At 35.2% G+C, this 13,933-nt stretch carries 18 protein-coding genes and 2 pseudogenes; 6 read left to right on the top strand and 14 right to left on the bottom strand.

The window, feature by feature from the left end; all coding sequences use genetic code 11:
- Positions 1-301: 301 nt before the first annotated feature.
- A pseudogene (locus tag AAHB12_RS10845) lies at positions 302-571 on the bottom strand (RibD family protein); the annotation flags it as partial.
- Positions 572-1,463: 892 nt separating this feature from the next.
- On the opposite strand from AAHB12_RS10845, the gene AAHB12_RS31740 reads away from it, so the two are divergent.
- The 3 genes from AAHB12_RS31740 to AAHB12_RS10835 all read left to right on the top strand — a co-directional run bounded on the left by AAHB12_RS31740 (position 1,464) and on the right by AAHB12_RS10835 (position 4,522).
- A complete protein-coding gene (locus AAHB12_RS31740) occupies positions 1,464-1,688 on the top strand; it encodes a MarR family winged helix-turn-helix transcriptional regulator (RefSeq protein WP_446715544.1) in 225 nt (74 codons plus the stop codon).
- 94 nt (positions 1,689-1,782) lie between these two features.
- Positions 1,783-3,387, top strand: coding sequence for an MDR family MFS transporter (locus AAHB12_RS10840; protein ID WP_342045318.1), 1,605 nt, complete (start codon positions 1,783-1,785; stop codon positions 3,385-3,387).
- A 616-nt stretch (positions 3,388-4,003) separates the two neighbouring features.
- A complete protein-coding gene (locus tag AAHB12_RS10835; protein ID WP_446715543.1) occupies positions 4,004-4,522 on the top strand; it encodes a DUF1259 domain-containing protein in 519 nt (172 codons plus the stop codon).
- A gap of 80 nt (positions 4,523-4,602) precedes the next feature.
- Here AAHB12_RS10835 and AAHB12_RS10830 read toward each other — a convergent pair.
- Positions 4,603-4,788, bottom strand: a pseudogene (locus AAHB12_RS10830) (YmaF family protein); the annotation flags it as partial.
- 245 nt (positions 4,789-5,033) lie between these two features.
- Here AAHB12_RS10830 and AAHB12_RS10825 point away from each other — a divergent pair.
- Positions 5,034-5,687: an NAD(P)-dependent oxidoreductase gene (locus tag AAHB12_RS10825; RefSeq protein ID WP_342045317.1), complete on the top strand. Its 654-nt coding sequence runs from the start codon at positions 5,034-5,036 to the stop codon at positions 5,685-5,687.
- A 259-nt stretch (positions 5,688-5,946) separates the two neighbouring features.
- Here AAHB12_RS10825 and AAHB12_RS10820 read toward each other — a convergent pair whose 3' ends face one another.
- The 9 genes from AAHB12_RS10820 to AAHB12_RS10780 all read right to left on the bottom strand — a co-directional run bounded on the left by AAHB12_RS10820 (position 5,947) and on the right by AAHB12_RS10780 (position 10,809).
- On the bottom strand, positions 5,947-6,114 hold the full coding sequence (locus AAHB12_RS10820) for a hypothetical protein (protein ID WP_342045316.1): 168 nt from the start codon (positions 6,112-6,114) through the stop codon (positions 5,947-5,949).
- 191 nt (positions 6,115-6,305) lie between these two features.
- Positions 6,306-6,572: a macro domain-containing protein gene (locus tag AAHB12_RS10815; RefSeq protein ID WP_342045315.1), complete on the bottom strand. Its 267-nt coding sequence runs from the start codon at positions 6,570-6,572 to the stop codon at positions 6,306-6,308.
- A 24-nt stretch (positions 6,573-6,596) separates the two neighbouring features.
- Entirely contained in the window at positions 6,597-6,830 is a 234-nt protein-coding gene (locus AAHB12_RS10810; RefSeq protein ID WP_129726259.1) for a competence protein CoiA family protein, read from the bottom strand.
- Positions 6,831-7,385: 555 nt separating this feature from the next.
- Positions 7,386-7,592: a hypothetical protein gene (locus tag AAHB12_RS10805; RefSeq protein ID WP_342045314.1), complete on the bottom strand. Its 207-nt coding sequence runs from the start codon at positions 7,590-7,592 to the stop codon at positions 7,386-7,388.
- Positions 7,593-7,744: 152 nt separating this feature from the next.
- Positions 7,745-8,497 carry a class I SAM-dependent methyltransferase gene (locus tag AAHB12_RS10800; RefSeq protein ID WP_342045313.1) on the bottom strand — a complete coding sequence of 251 codons (753 nt, stop codon included), beginning with the start codon at positions 8,495-8,497 and terminating at the stop codon, positions 7,745-7,747.
- A gap of 333 nt (positions 8,498-8,830) precedes the next feature.
- On the bottom strand, positions 8,831-8,998 hold the full coding sequence (locus AAHB12_RS10795; protein ID WP_165350668.1) for a hypothetical protein: 168 nt from the start codon (positions 8,996-8,998) through the stop codon (positions 8,831-8,833).
- 272 nt (positions 8,999-9,270) lie between these two features.
- Entirely contained in the window at positions 9,271-9,663 is a 393-nt protein-coding gene (locus tag AAHB12_RS10790) for a PRD domain-containing protein (RefSeq protein ID WP_129726262.1), read from the bottom strand.
- A gap of 135 nt (positions 9,664-9,798) precedes the next feature.
- Positions 9,799-10,155, bottom strand: a complete 357-nt coding sequence (locus tag AAHB12_RS10785) for a hypothetical protein (protein ID WP_342045312.1) — start codon at positions 10,153-10,155, stop codon at positions 9,799-9,801.
- 417 nt (positions 10,156-10,572) lie between these two features.
- Entirely contained in the window at positions 10,573-10,809 is a 237-nt protein-coding gene (locus tag AAHB12_RS10780; RefSeq protein ID WP_342045311.1) for a GrpB family protein, read from the bottom strand.
- A gap of 318 nt (positions 10,810-11,127) precedes the next feature.
- On the opposite strand from AAHB12_RS10780, the gene AAHB12_RS10775 reads away from it, so the two are divergent.
- Complete coding sequence (locus AAHB12_RS10775; RefSeq protein ID WP_129726265.1) at positions 11,128-11,349, top strand: hypothetical protein; 222 nt, start codon at positions 11,128-11,130, stop codon at positions 11,347-11,349.
- Between the two features lie 240 nt (positions 11,350-11,589).
- On the opposite strand, the gene AAHB12_RS10770 is transcribed toward AAHB12_RS10775, so the two are convergent.
- Entirely contained in the window at positions 11,590-11,847 is a 258-nt protein-coding gene (locus AAHB12_RS10770) for an ATP-binding cassette domain-containing protein (protein WP_342045310.1), read from the bottom strand.
- A gap of 122 nt (positions 11,848-11,969) precedes the next feature.
- The gene (locus AAHB12_RS10765; RefSeq protein WP_129726267.1) at positions 11,970-12,332 is read right to left on the bottom strand and encodes a P-II family nitrogen regulator; all 363 of its coding nucleotides are present in this window, start codon (positions 12,330-12,332) and stop codon (positions 11,970-11,972) included.
- 254 nt (positions 12,333-12,586) lie between these two features.
- Between AAHB12_RS10765 and speD the strand changes: the two genes are divergently transcribed.
- A complete protein-coding gene (gene speD, locus AAHB12_RS10760) occupies positions 12,587-13,414 on the top strand; it encodes an adenosylmethionine decarboxylase (protein WP_129726268.1) in 828 nt (275 codons plus the stop codon).
- Positions 13,415-13,780: 366 nt separating this feature from the next.
- Here speD and AAHB12_RS10755 read toward each other — a convergent pair whose 3' ends face one another.
- Positions 13,781-13,927 carry a hypothetical protein gene (locus AAHB12_RS10755; RefSeq protein ID WP_165350670.1) on the bottom strand — a complete coding sequence of 49 codons (147 nt, stop codon included), beginning with the start codon at positions 13,925-13,927 and terminating at the stop codon, positions 13,781-13,783.
- Positions 13,928-13,933: the final 6 nt, after the last annotated feature.

The following is a 13,933-nucleotide window of genomic DNA, read 5'->3' as shown; positions in this document are numbered from 1 at the left end:
ATGCATCCCCCAATATCCAATGTTTAGACTTGTAACAAAAAGACTGTTCAAAAAGGAGATAAGATCTGCCATTTTTGAATAGTCTTTTTTTATTATGGAGATTAGGTTTTCTCTAAAAAGTTAGAGAAATACGTGAGGTACTAAGCAACTAATTGCTAAAATATCGGGAGGAACTTTAAGCCTTCAGATGTTTTTATATTCTTTACGCATCAGCCATAAAATCGCATATAGAAGGTTAACTGGGGCTCCTATTTATATAATATGGTTCCGCCATACATATTCCTCTGACTTCTATTTTTTATCACACTGCATAAATCGGATAACCTACAAACTTGAAGTCTTTTCCTACTTGAGTCAAGTTCACATTCGAAAGTTCAACTGCATCTTTCAGCTTCTCAGTCCCTGTACCTTCTAAGAATGTAGGAGCATGTTGCCCGCCAATAAGTTTTGGAGCAATATACAGAACAATTTTATCTACAAGTTGATTCTCAATAAAGGAAGCATTTACAGTTCCACCGCCTTCCACTAATACAGAAGAGACGAGATGTTCCCCTAATATCTGTATCACCTCTGCTGGAATATGAGATAGATAAAAGAGGTGCTTCAAGCATGCCCTAAAAATATCTTCCACTATATTAGTGAAGCAAACAACAATCTAATTCATTGATAAAGAAATCATGCATATGATAAAACATCTGGCTAATCAAGGGGTGTCAAAAAAACCATCTTAACTTATAGATGAATTACTCCAAGGTATGGAGGAATCACCTGAAAAGAATCTTATGGAACTGATCAGAGGACAGATGTAAGGGAGAATAATTTTACTTTTGCAATTGTATAAGGATTGATAGACAACATTCAGACCATCCCGATTGTAAATGGGTTTCTTATTTACTTTCCAATTATCACCGCTTTAAAAATAAATTTATAAAGCAATGGTTTATTGCTTGGTTACATTGATGAGTCCATTCTTAATGATGTATAGATTGCAGAACACTCATCCAAAGTGGTGCCCCTTTTTTACTATCCAAGGTTAAAATGATTTTTTTAATCATAAATAGGAAAGACATTTTGATCTTACAGTCCCTGCGAATCATTAGCTAAAGGAATACCTTTAACAAATAATATGTGTTTGGCATCCCAATCCCAAAATTAAAAAAAACAGGATTTAATTTTTTACCAATAAATGAGTAAGATGTGAATTGTTTTTTTACTACTATGGACTTAAATCTTGAAGTTTGAAATTTCATAATATTAAAAATTATACGACTTAATATTTAAGCAACAAAAAATAAAAGAGGGACTTTATAAGCCAAAATTTTGACCCCTTGATGGAGCGCTTTGATAAACCTTTGATTATCTTGATGAAAAACCTGGGTCCACAGCTTATTAATCACGCCCAATTAGGGTCAACGGATGTCGGATTTTTATGTTGCATTTAATCCGAAAAGAACACCAATGTAGTGTGTCAAAGCTGTCGGGAACAGGAGGTCGCTCCAAGTGCTATCACAGTTATGCTTGATCGATTGGAAAACCAAGGTTTTGTTACCAGATCACAGGATAAAACGGATCGCAGGGTTGACATTATTAAGTTAACTAATACTGGTGAAGAAAAATCGGATCATTTTTTAGCAATAAGAAAAAAATCATGCAACATTGCTTTAAAAAGATGGATCCTAATGAATTAGATTCTTTTATCCAGTATCTGAAAGAAATATTCCTCATTTATCAGATAATGCAGATTGAAGAGTTATTGAATTGTAGAATAAGGGGGAATAGCTAGTGGCTAAGCAAGAAGTACAAACGACGAACCAAATAACAGGTTCAAAAAAGTGGTGGGCACTTGCAACGGTCCTTTTGACGATGTTTTTTTCATCAATGGACCAGACAGTTGTATCAACCGCAATGCCCACTGTTATTGGGGATTTACATGGATTAAATTTATATGCGTGGGTATTCACAGCATATATGATGGCTTCTTCTGTGACAATTCCGATCTATGGAAAGCTGTCAGATGTTTTCGGGCGTAAGCCGTTCTATTTATTTGGTCTTATAATGTTTGGAATCGGATCTGCGGTATCAGGGCAGGCACATACGATGACTGAACTAATTTGGGCACGTGCTTTTCAAGGTATTGGTGCCGGTGCCATGATGAGTATGCCACGTGCCACAGTGGGTGACATTTTTACGCCAAAAGAACGAGGGAAATGGATGGGCGTTATGATGGCTGTGTTTGGATTATCCAGCATTATCGGTCCAGCACTGGGCGGATGGATTACGGACACATTTTCATGGAGATGGGTGTTTTATATTAATTTGCCGTTCGCAATACTCGCTATCATCGGCGTAGCTATAACGTTACCTAAAGTACGGGCAGAACATAGGGTAAAGGTAGATTGGCCCGGTTCTATTATTTTGGTCATTGGATTAATCCCGATTTTACTTGGTTTTACGTGGGCAGGTACTAAATACGCCTGGGGCTCACCAACTGAAATAATGCTCTTTATTGGCGGTTTAATTGTCCTTTTACTCTTTGTTTTATGGGAGCGGAAGACGGAAGATCCACTACTTGCACCGTCCTTGTTTAAGAATCGTATTTTTAGTATGTCGTTGATTTTAGGAATCCTGATTGGGATGACAATGTTTGGGAGCTTAATGTTCTTGCCTGTCTTTGTTCAAGGAGTACTTGGACTCAATGCACAAAGCAGCGGCTGGGTAATGTCGCCGATGATGCTTGGTTTTATAGTCGGAAGCATCGTTTCAGGTCAAGTCATGTCTAAAACAGGTCGTTATAAGTACCTTGCACGGATAAGCGGTGCGGTGATAGTGGTGGGCTCCATATTATTGAATCAAATGAATACCCATACAACATGGATATCAGTTGCTTGTAACATGGTTGTTCTAGGACTTGGAATCGGCTCGTTGATGCCACTTATGAATATGGTTGTTCAAAATGCGTTCCCTTACAAAATGATGGGTACCGTGAACTCAACACAGCAATTCGTGAGTTCACTTGGAGGAGTGATTGCCTCACCCATTTTTGGTTCCATTCTAAACAAATCATTCAATGAAAAGTTTAACGAGACGCTGCCAGCTTCTTTGCAACAGTTAAAAAGTAAGTTGGTTGAACTAAATCCACAAGCACTTTTGACTTCTGAAGCACAACATGCAATTACTGCTCAATTTAATATGTTTGGTACTGCGGGGCATCAGATGTATCTTCAATTTATGGATGCGGTGAAGGCTTCGTTAACATATGGTATTCAACGCCTTTTCATGGTTGGATTAATTTTCGCCATTCTTAGCCTCATCGGAACCTTCTTTTTACCAGAGGTTAAACTTAAAGGTAGGGAATATTTTCAGTCGGAATCCTCAAGGGAACACTAAAATGAGTTGTTAGACTAATTAAAAGTATCTATTTGCATACTTTATCTCCTACCCATTCATTCTTTTGAGAATTGAAATAAATTTAGCTAAAGGTACTAGCTTTACATCAACAAAAAATGTATGTAGCAGAACCTGAAAAAATATTTTCACTTCCTTATATAACCCAGAATAGAAAGCGGATGCGTTCATACACCTTCCTTATTGACACTTCCATTTCCCTTTTGTATCCTTACCGGCGCAAGTATTCAGTCATCATCGTCTTACCTAAATATTCCTCCCAAAATAAGATTAAGAGCACCTGGGTGCTCTTAATCTTAAATTCATTCTTATCTTAATGTTCCTACCTCAGTTAACACTGCACTAAATCCCTTGCTTCCTTCATTTCAGAAGATCAACTATGGGATTTCATGTAGGTTCCTTTATTAATGTCATCCCTTTGCAATAAATTATTCAGGAAGTACCTACTTTTTATGGATCCTCTGAAAGAAGTCCCCAAATCATAAAATTTTGGTATTAAGAGTAAGTATATCGTCCAGGTTCATCTCGTACAACCTGAATACTATAATTAGCGAAAACAAGCTGAATAACTCTGCCACGTACGGAAGGAAGGCGTTTTATGTATTCAAACAGTTGGGAATATATAGGTGATAAGAACCATTATTCAAATACCTGTCATTGTTCAAACACTGATTGTCATTCAAATAACGATCGTTACTCAAACCAATCCAGTCGGCAGCTACCTAAAGCACAATTATGTGATGAGTTTGCAAGAATCTTAGGTGGGTCAGGAATGGTTACTCCGAAGGGAGTATGTTTAGTACAAAAGTTTCGCGACATCAATTTTACTATTCTTGGACGTAGAGCGGAATCTCCATTAGTTAACCCTCAATTTTTCTCATTTGAAGGCTTAGATAGCAGAGGCAATGCATTAAATTTAGGAGAAACAGTTCTTTTACAAGAAGAAGTTAATCCATTATTAACTGAACTTCGAGAAAAAAATATTATCGTTACAGCCCTTCATAATCATTGGTTATTTGAAGAGCCACGTGCTATGTATATGCACTTTGAATCCGTTGAACCACCATTAGTTTTTGCCAAAAAAGTAAGAGAAGCATTTAGGGTATTAAAAGCGTAGTCAGACTATCAGAGGCAAACTGTACGTCAGAGGGATTTCCCCTCTGATGTTTTCTTTTTGTATATTATAGATTAGAATTCTTATTTATTTCCTGGAGCAGGATGATCCACTCCCTTTACATGGTGTCTATGTCCATTATCCTCAGTTGTATAAAAATCGTAATAATGAACGTGCATTCCACTTCCAACAGGAATAGCTGGTCCTGAATACGCCTTATAATGATGGGTATGTCCATCTTCAAATACAACAGACCCCTCCGTTACATGCGAAATCACCATAATGCTCAAAAGCAGAAGTTATTAATTTCTTAAGATCCGTATTTTGACGATGGGTCCACTTTATTGTTGTGTGTTATGATTATTCTGTTCGCAGGTTTCAGTGAAAGTAAGTTAGGTTTGCACAATTAGATCTTTATTCCTAAAAACTTGTATAGAAACGAGGGCATTTATTTGAGACCTACGATGCCCGTTGAATGATCCAACTTACTAAAACTATTGTGGGAGGGATGTGCTTGAAGATATTAGTTTTTGGAGCAACAGGACCTACTGGTCAACAGATTGTTAATCAGGGTCTCGAATTAGGATATGAAATGACAGCGTTCGTTAGGAATTCAGACAGGTTACCCATCAGTCATTCAAAACTAAACATCATCACTGGAGATGTATTAGATACGAAAAGAGTACTGAATGCAGTACAAGGACATGGTGTGGTAATTAGTGCTCTAGGTAATGGTAAATCACTTAGAGGAAATGTCTTTTCCGTAGGTACAAAAAACATCGTCGATGCAATGGAAATAAGTGCATGTAAACGAGTCATTATCATGTCGGCATTTGGCGTGGATAAAAGCATTACTGAGGTACCAATTCTACTTAAAGTTATTTATAAAACACTTTTAAAGAAAACTTTCGATGATAAAACTCTGGGGGAAAAGTATTTAAAACAAAGTAATTTAGATTGGACATTGATTCATCCAGTAATACTAACAAATCAACCGAAGTCATCAACCTATCAATTCGGGGAGAACATTGACATAGGAGTAATCCCCAAGATATCACGTGCAGATGTTGCAGAACTTATGCTTAAGCTGGTTGATGATCAAACATACATAAGACAAACTATTGTTATTAGTAATTATAATGGTCAGAGGAATCTAGACACGAAATAAAGAAATATTAAAATATGGATCTTTCTTCAAAAATGCTCTTAAAGTATGTTAAGAGCATTTTTGTAAAATTGACAAGCCCTTCTGTAAATTGACACCAGTGTGCATAAGCCTTACGTAAAAAGCTATACTTGACTCAATAAAATCTCAAAACCATCTCCAAATTTATTTTATTATTACCGAATTTTATACAGCATAATTTGAATTATGATTATATTCCTGCTTTTCTGCAAAAGAGTTAATTGGAAAATTTATCATATTGTTATAATTTAATATCAAGGTTATATACAGTCGTAACAAAGGCTTCTCCTTCAGCCTTTTGCTGTTTCATCAGCATCGCATTGAAACCGCCGATTGTATCTGCTTCAAGTCCTGCCATTGAGCCACTCTTATCTAAAATAAAAACTAATTCTGTTAAATTCCTCTTCAATATCGTCACCCTCTGTTATTTGATAAACTTAGGATAACAATACTCCGATCAGAAATGGTCGCTTGAAAAGCGACATTTTAAATAGTTAGCTTGTTTGATAAAGAATTCAATAATGATATCAAATTTACTACTATGTGATAAAGTATAACCTGCAGCAGCTAACAACTCTATTGTTTCCTCTAAATTCAATTTTAAAGCAATGGCAAAGGCAATGGCTGTTTTCTTCTTTGGAGTATAATCTGCTTCATTCCGAATTTTTGAAAATAATCGACGATCAATGCTTGTCCAATCCTGCATCCACCGATTTTATCGCATGCTTCTTGCAGTTCATCGATACCCGCCGTACGAAATATAGCACCACATACACCACCACCCATTTTCAGTGATGTATTCGCGGCATTCACAATCGCATCTACATCCATCTTTGTAATATCATTGCGGACGATTTCTAATGGCATAATATCTTCCCCCTTCCCTACAACTTAGTAATAGAAGCAAGAGCAGTTGACTTCACATGATTTTGAGTGGCGGTGAGCAAAATGTTCTTCCCGAATATCGCCGGATTTTACAATAAGGGTTTCATCACAGTAAGGACAGCGAAAAGCGCCTTTCTCAGCTCGCTTTTTGAGCTGCTCAATTTCATCTTTGGTATCGGATTTTGATTCTAAGTACACTCTTAAATCAAAGTGATTGCCCTCATATAACGCTTCTTGCAAAATCATCCACTCCCTTTATATAGTCGTAGAATAAATTTTCTTTCTCTACTAATGGAAATATAAGCTAAGATACTATATGTAATATTTTATCATCCTCCATTAAAATTGGTAATATTATGTAGAGGGTCACCTTATTCACCTTTTCCAATTAAAACTATTAATACGAAGACTGAATGAGAAAAACAGATTTAAAGAAATTCACAACATAAAAAATAAAAAGCCCCGAAAACATCGAGACTTTCAGCTATGAATATATAACAGAAAAAGTGCACAACAGTAAATAAGTGAAGTACCTTTATCTTAGGCCATGCTAAAGGACAGCATCTATGATTTATTAATTTTAAATAAATTAAAGTTTACTAATATAACTATTTAAGAGAAAAATGAGAAAAATAACGACTTTATACTCTGAATTTATTTTTTTAATATATGATAAAGCGTGCGAAGCAGAGAGATTTTTATCTTACGGGATAGGACATAAATATAAAACCCGACTTATAACATACTGTACAGAAAAAGGGGCCAAGATTTCATCTCAACCCCCACCCTTTTTTACTAAGCTTCTTCAATCTCTTCAAAATCGAAATCTAAATCATTTTCAAACATATATGTAATAAAATCTTCTTTTTTATTTTGAAGTGCATGCTGTTCTAAATTATCTTTTATCTTCCCCCACATTTCTTCGTATTCCCTTAAATGTAGTTCGTGTAGCTCCTGTTCAGTCAAGATAGCACCAGTATTCACATTTCGATATCTTCTCATATTCAATCCACTCCTTTTCAATGAACAACAATAATTACATTCTGACAACCATACTTCCCTAATGTAATTTTTTTATTCTTATTATGAGTTACTTTATAAGAAAACTAACTGAAAAGGAGTTGTCGATACAGCTTAGATTTTAGTTTAAGACATTAATTATCCCGCCCTTCAAGTTTTGTAGATTTTACAATTAAAAAGGATGGTTTTCTTAGTTCGTTTTTTATCTTCGGCATAGCATCTAACCCTGCTTTTATGGGAACTGGTTCTACAAGTTGTTCAAGCTGAAATCCGTTTATTATTAATTGATTGATAAGGGTGGAGAATGTGCGATGGTATTTCACCACTCCATCGATATACCAAAATTGTGTGCGCTCCCCTTCCTCTTGGTAGTTATCCACCGGAAAGTACAGCGTATCCCCATTCTGATCTGTTATCCAACCGTCCATTTTCTTTCTTGCTGTAACAATAGGATGTTCTGTAGAAAAAATAAATGTACCCCCTTTTTTTAAACAATTATTTATCTTTTTTATCGCATCGCTGTAATCTTTTATATAGTGAAGCGCAAGGGAACTGACCACTACATCAAAATAACCTATCGGTAGTTCTAATTCTTCTATAGAGCTATTTATATAGCTGATTTCAGCGTATGAATTGTGTTGTCTTGCAACATCAATCATATTTTTAGAAATATCTACTCCAACTACCTCTATTGCCCCTTTTGTTACACAGTACCTTGTGAACTCACCCATACCACACCCTAAGTCTAATATCTTTTTATTTTTCAGATCTGGTAAGGTTTCTTTGAATGCTGGTTGTTCAACAAAATTATTGTAATTAATCCCAGAGTCACGTAATTTCCTGTATTCTTCAAAAAAGGTAGGATTATCATAGATGTTTTGTTTCATCCCCAAACTCCCCTCTGCATCATTAAAAATAGTTGAAGTGTGCCCCTTTTTTCATCCAACGAACTTATCCCATTTACTTAATTAAGAACAAAAAAGGAGCTGTCATAAACAACACCCTTATTTCATCAATATGTTCTCTATTATTATTAAAGTCTCCTGCCCATTAGCATATATGGTCCGCAAAAGGGTTTAGGAGTTAGGATTTCTTTTCTTCAAAGTAAGAGTTCTTCTCTTGCCAAAGCCAAAAAACGGTAAGAAGTTGTCCCTTCATCGTTTTTAATCCGCTATACATCCCTATCACAGCAATATTTTACAGATTCTGTCGAACGACAACTACTTTATAAATAATTCATAAATTTTTTCGACACTGTATAAAACCACTCCAATTCCTGTCAAGCCTATGGCAGTCCAAACAATTTCTTTTACGTTCTGTTTTGCCTTCGGATGAACAAGAGGTCTTTCATCTGTGCTCATTTGTTGATTCTTTTCCAATTCGTCCATAATCGGCCCCTCCGTCAATTCCCATTTACTCTAATATATTCTGAAGGTAATGGAACAGCGTGGGCGCCATTTATATTGTAAGCAAGCATATTAGCTTTTACGTACAATGTACCATTTTCTATGTACTCCTGGGTCATAACGGTCTAATCCTCTAATCCGTTTTGTCAGTAGACCCAATAACAACGATTGCTTTAAAATTTTAAAGGACAAAAAAAGAAAGGATAAGCTCCTTCCGAATCTTAGAACGTACCATATAAGACGAATAGACTATCCTACGAATTGATTATTATGCCTTCGGACGTTGTTTGTAAACGATGAAAATATAAAACAAGGAAACTTATCTCTGCTTCAGATAAAGTAATATTAGGGAAAAACTGCTTGAAGATATTAGTAGCGATTTCTTTGTATCCATTATAGTCTATTTCAAGAGCAGCTGCCTGAAACCAAGGTTTTCCTTGTATCATAGTATTATTGCATATTCTTTCAATTAATCTGCAAACATGGCTTACATAAGAAAGACTAACGATATCTGCTTCATGAATGATTCTATGCAGTTGAAGTTCTGTTTGCGAAATAATGAAAGGCAGGTACATTTGAACTTGTGATAAGTGTTCAGTGGAATTTATGAATTTGGTTATTGTATTTTGGAATGGAATGAAAAACATAGATAACACTCCTTATAAAGAAAAAAGAATACCCATATTATGCTGCAATTCCATTATGTTCTTATTTAAACATATATGAGATAATTCTTTGCTTATTCTTATTTAGGAGTAGATACTATGTTTCTTCCAACATGATTAATGCCTATTTATGATTCTATAGGCAAGAGCTTGTTTCATTGCAATAAGAAAGTGTTCTACACATTCTTTTATTTCTCTGCTCAAAGCCTTTTTTTGTATCATTTTATGATGAAGATATGCAATCATGGATTGGCTGCATACACAGACGTAAAGTATATCTGCAACTTCCCCTTTCATAATTGATGGAACCCAGGTACTTTCTTCAAAATCGAGTTCCTTTTTATACACAAGGCGATCCCCAATTAATTGTAAAATATGTGTCTGACTTGTATCATTTTGTAAGATTGCCTCTACACATCCATCAATAAACATCTCTTCAGCTTCTTTGTATATAACCAACGTTTCGAGTTGCATAGGTTATACCTCCTCAAAATGACTTTGCATACATACTATATACTAGATGTCATTTGTGTAGAACCATAAGAATATTTGTAAATGCTAATCTAACTTTATGTAAACGTTGTCGTTTGGTGCACGATTCCTAATGGATCACTTTCCCCACTCAGCTTGACGTGCTACTTTAGTAAAGTTGGGAGTTCATATTGAGCGCAAAGAATCAATGTGTCTAGAAAACTGCCAACATCCCTTCAGTTAAACAATCTGAAGGGGTGTTGTGTTTTCACACAATTAGCATTGATGGAAGTAAATAAGTTATGTTCTTAAACTTTGATACCAAGTTATAGCTTTTCGTTCAATCTCGAATATGAATTGTTCTTTCCCTTTAATGTAGGAGTTAACATCATAAAGAAAACGTTGTGACAATTCCTCTTTTCAGTCTCCATACTTTTTCGAATCATTTGGATGTGCCCGCAAATAATCTCGAAATGCAAGATGACGTTCAATTTGAGAATTGCCCAATTCATCAATATGTACATGATGAGTTCTGTTGTCTCCTCCTTTTTGGAAGTATCGCCGTCCAGTTATCCCGTTTTCCCCCTTAGATTCATAACCAATGGAAATCATCGCTGTTTTAAAGCTATCAACCTTACTCTCCTCTAAAAATTGCATTTTATTTCTGATTGTAAATAAGCTCAATACGATTATTAAATAAAACTTAAAATTAACATGAAAGTTGAGCAGAACCTCCAATCTGCTCGTTCTAAAGTATATTGGCGCTCCATATCTTCTTCCCATTTTTCTGGACCATGCCATCTTTCACCATCACATTATCAGGTTGCGAAAAGTGTCTTTAAGAACAGTATCATTTTTTAAAATTTTTATAGCGGTAATTTGGTCTAAATCGAACTATAATCATATATTTTATATGAAGAATGCACTACAAGCATTTTTCTGTAACACATACCACATGAAATAGGTGAGACCAAAATGTTTAATGTTTATTTTTTTGAGAATAAAAATCCTTTATTGAGTCAGTTTCTTAAACGTGTCCCAGCTGTAGGTGAGGCTTTAACGATTAAAGGTCGTAAAGGCACAGTTTCAACTGTTACTAATATTGATGAAAAAAATATTCATGTGCAAGTTATCTTAGAAAACGTTAACAAAAGTAAAGTTACTACTGTAGATAATTCGAAGAAAAAAAGAAGGTAAGTGATTGGTTAAGAGTAAGATACAAAAACACAGAGAACGTACATATTAGTTATACTACGTGTGCGTTCTTGAAATTTTATATTTACACTCCTCTGTTTTACGTTTTTGAATCAACAGCTAATTTTTTCAATGCCCCCAAGCGATTCATCAGGTAAATACATCTTTGCTCTCCGTGCCAATGTAACGATAACATATAACTTTTCCTTTGCTCCCTTTGAAAGAGAGGAGATTTTATCTTCTTCATTTCCTCAAGCATCGATCCATCTCGAAATCCAGATAAAAAAGCTCATAAAAGTGAAGAGCATCCTCAACCTTCATCCAACCGTCAAAGCTAGGATTGTCTTGTAAATACGAAACAACCGCCTTTGTTTTCCTGCCAATCTTCTTGCCGTCTACATATATCTCGCCTTCTGTTTGCCGAACAAGACCTGCAAGCAGCTCCATCCAGATTGTCTTTCCACTGCCGTTGCTGCCGATTAATCCAATAAAAATCCTCAATAACAGTATTATGCCTAGAATACACAAAATTTTCCATATCATAAAAAAAACGACAAAGGAAACATCCCTGCCGTTTTTTATTTTCCTCTGTAACACAACTGTCTGTAAGTCTTATCGCGGCTTTAGTTCTCGTTTTGCAGCGCGTCGCAACCTTCTTCACCGGTCCGAACCTTTATAGCATTTGCAAGTTCATATACAAAAATTTTCCCATCCCCGGGTTTTCCGGTGTTTAATACTTGGCGTGCAGTATCAATGACAGATTGGACAGGTACTTTGCATACAACAATTTCAACTTTAATGCGCTCATGCATGTTTACTTCACGTTTGATACCACGATATAATTCCGTAAAACCTTTTTGCAAGCCACATCCAAGCACATTTGAAACTGTTAAACCGCTAACGCCAATTTTTGCTAACTCTTGTTTAAGTTCATCAAATTTAGTTGGGCGTGTAATAATCTCAATTTTTGTTAACTTATCACTCATACAATCACCTTTTTTACAAATTTTATTTATGACACATTTTTCTTGCCATGCGATATACTATGAAGTCCGAGTGATCTCTCTACACGAATAAGCATGAAAATGTTTATCACTTTAATTATAGTATAAGTTACAATTGTAACCAATAGACGCATTGTAATAACGGAAACAAATTGATATGTGTGTTTTTTTCTAGGATGGGCAACATAAAAATACCTTTAAACGTGTTGAAACGCTAAGATTAAGGAGGGTAAAACATGAGCTGGCAGCCGGAACAGCATGTTGAATTGCACGATTTCAACAACCTGACAAAAACACTTTCATTCAATTTTTGGGACGTATGTTGGTACAAAAACGAAAAAGAACGTGCAGCTTATATTGAGTACATAGATGAACAATACAATGCAGATAGACTAACAAACATTTTAAGGAATGTATCAGATATTATCGGCGCGCATGTCTTGAATATCGCTAAGCAAGACTATGTACCGCAGGGAGCAAGTGTTACTGTATTAGTGTCAGAAGGCCCCATTGTGGAAGTGCCAACTGAATCATTCGAAGAGTCACCTGGCCCTCTTCCCGAATCTGTAGTTTTAGCTTTAGATAAGAGCCATATCACCGTTCATACTTATCCAGAGTACCATCCAACAGATGGTATTAGTACGTTCAGAGCTGATATTGATGTGTCTACGTGTGGAGAAATTTCACCACTTAAAGCTCTAAATTATTTGATTCACTCATTTGAAGCAGATATTATGACTATTGACTATCGCGTTCGCGGCTTTACTAGAGATATACGAGGCCATAAATTATTTATTGATCATAATATTAGCTCAATTCAAAATTACATACCGGAAGAAATAAAACATTTATATGACATGATTGATGTGAATATCTATCAAGAAAACATTTTTCACACTAAATGCAAACTTCGGGAATTCGACCTAGATCATTATTTGTTTGGATATACAAAAAACTCGTTAAGTGCCAAGGAAATGGAGAACATAACAAGCAAACTGCAACAAGAAATGAACGAAATTTTTTATGGGAAAAATATAAATCCTGGGTCAATAAGACCGCATTAATACAATTTCACCGAAAAAGTTGAAACAAATAAACATACAAAATAGTGTGTTTATTTGTTTTTACATTTACACTGTAAGAAAGTATAAATTCCTAGCTGAAAGTTCATTCGAGGTAGTAGGAATGTTAGGAATACAGTATAAGTAGAGATCGCCAATCGGCGAGTTTTCTTTATTAATTTGACAATACTAGGAATCCTTTTTAATCCGATAAACTATTTCGATATAGAAGAATTCTAATAAAATGAGAAAATATGCGGTATTATATCCCTATTTTATTTTTTTAACAAAACAATAACTTGCCGTAATACAGCAAGTTATTGTTAGAAATATCTTGATAAAAATTTCCGATGCTGAAGGATATCCTTCTTAAAGACGATCATCTTCCCAGGCTCTGTCGTAATCTTTTATATTGCTTTTATCTTTTAAAGTATCTTTTAATGGAGTCTTTGTAAACTTCTTATCAGTATTATTTTCTATCCGATCTCTTGGTGTGACTGTTTCTTCCTTCCTCACTTCTAT

This window comes from Bacillus sp. OTU530 (genome assembly GCF_038440375.1).
Note: the sequence above shows the minus strand (reverse complement) of the source record. Positions and strands in the feature narration are given on the sequence as shown.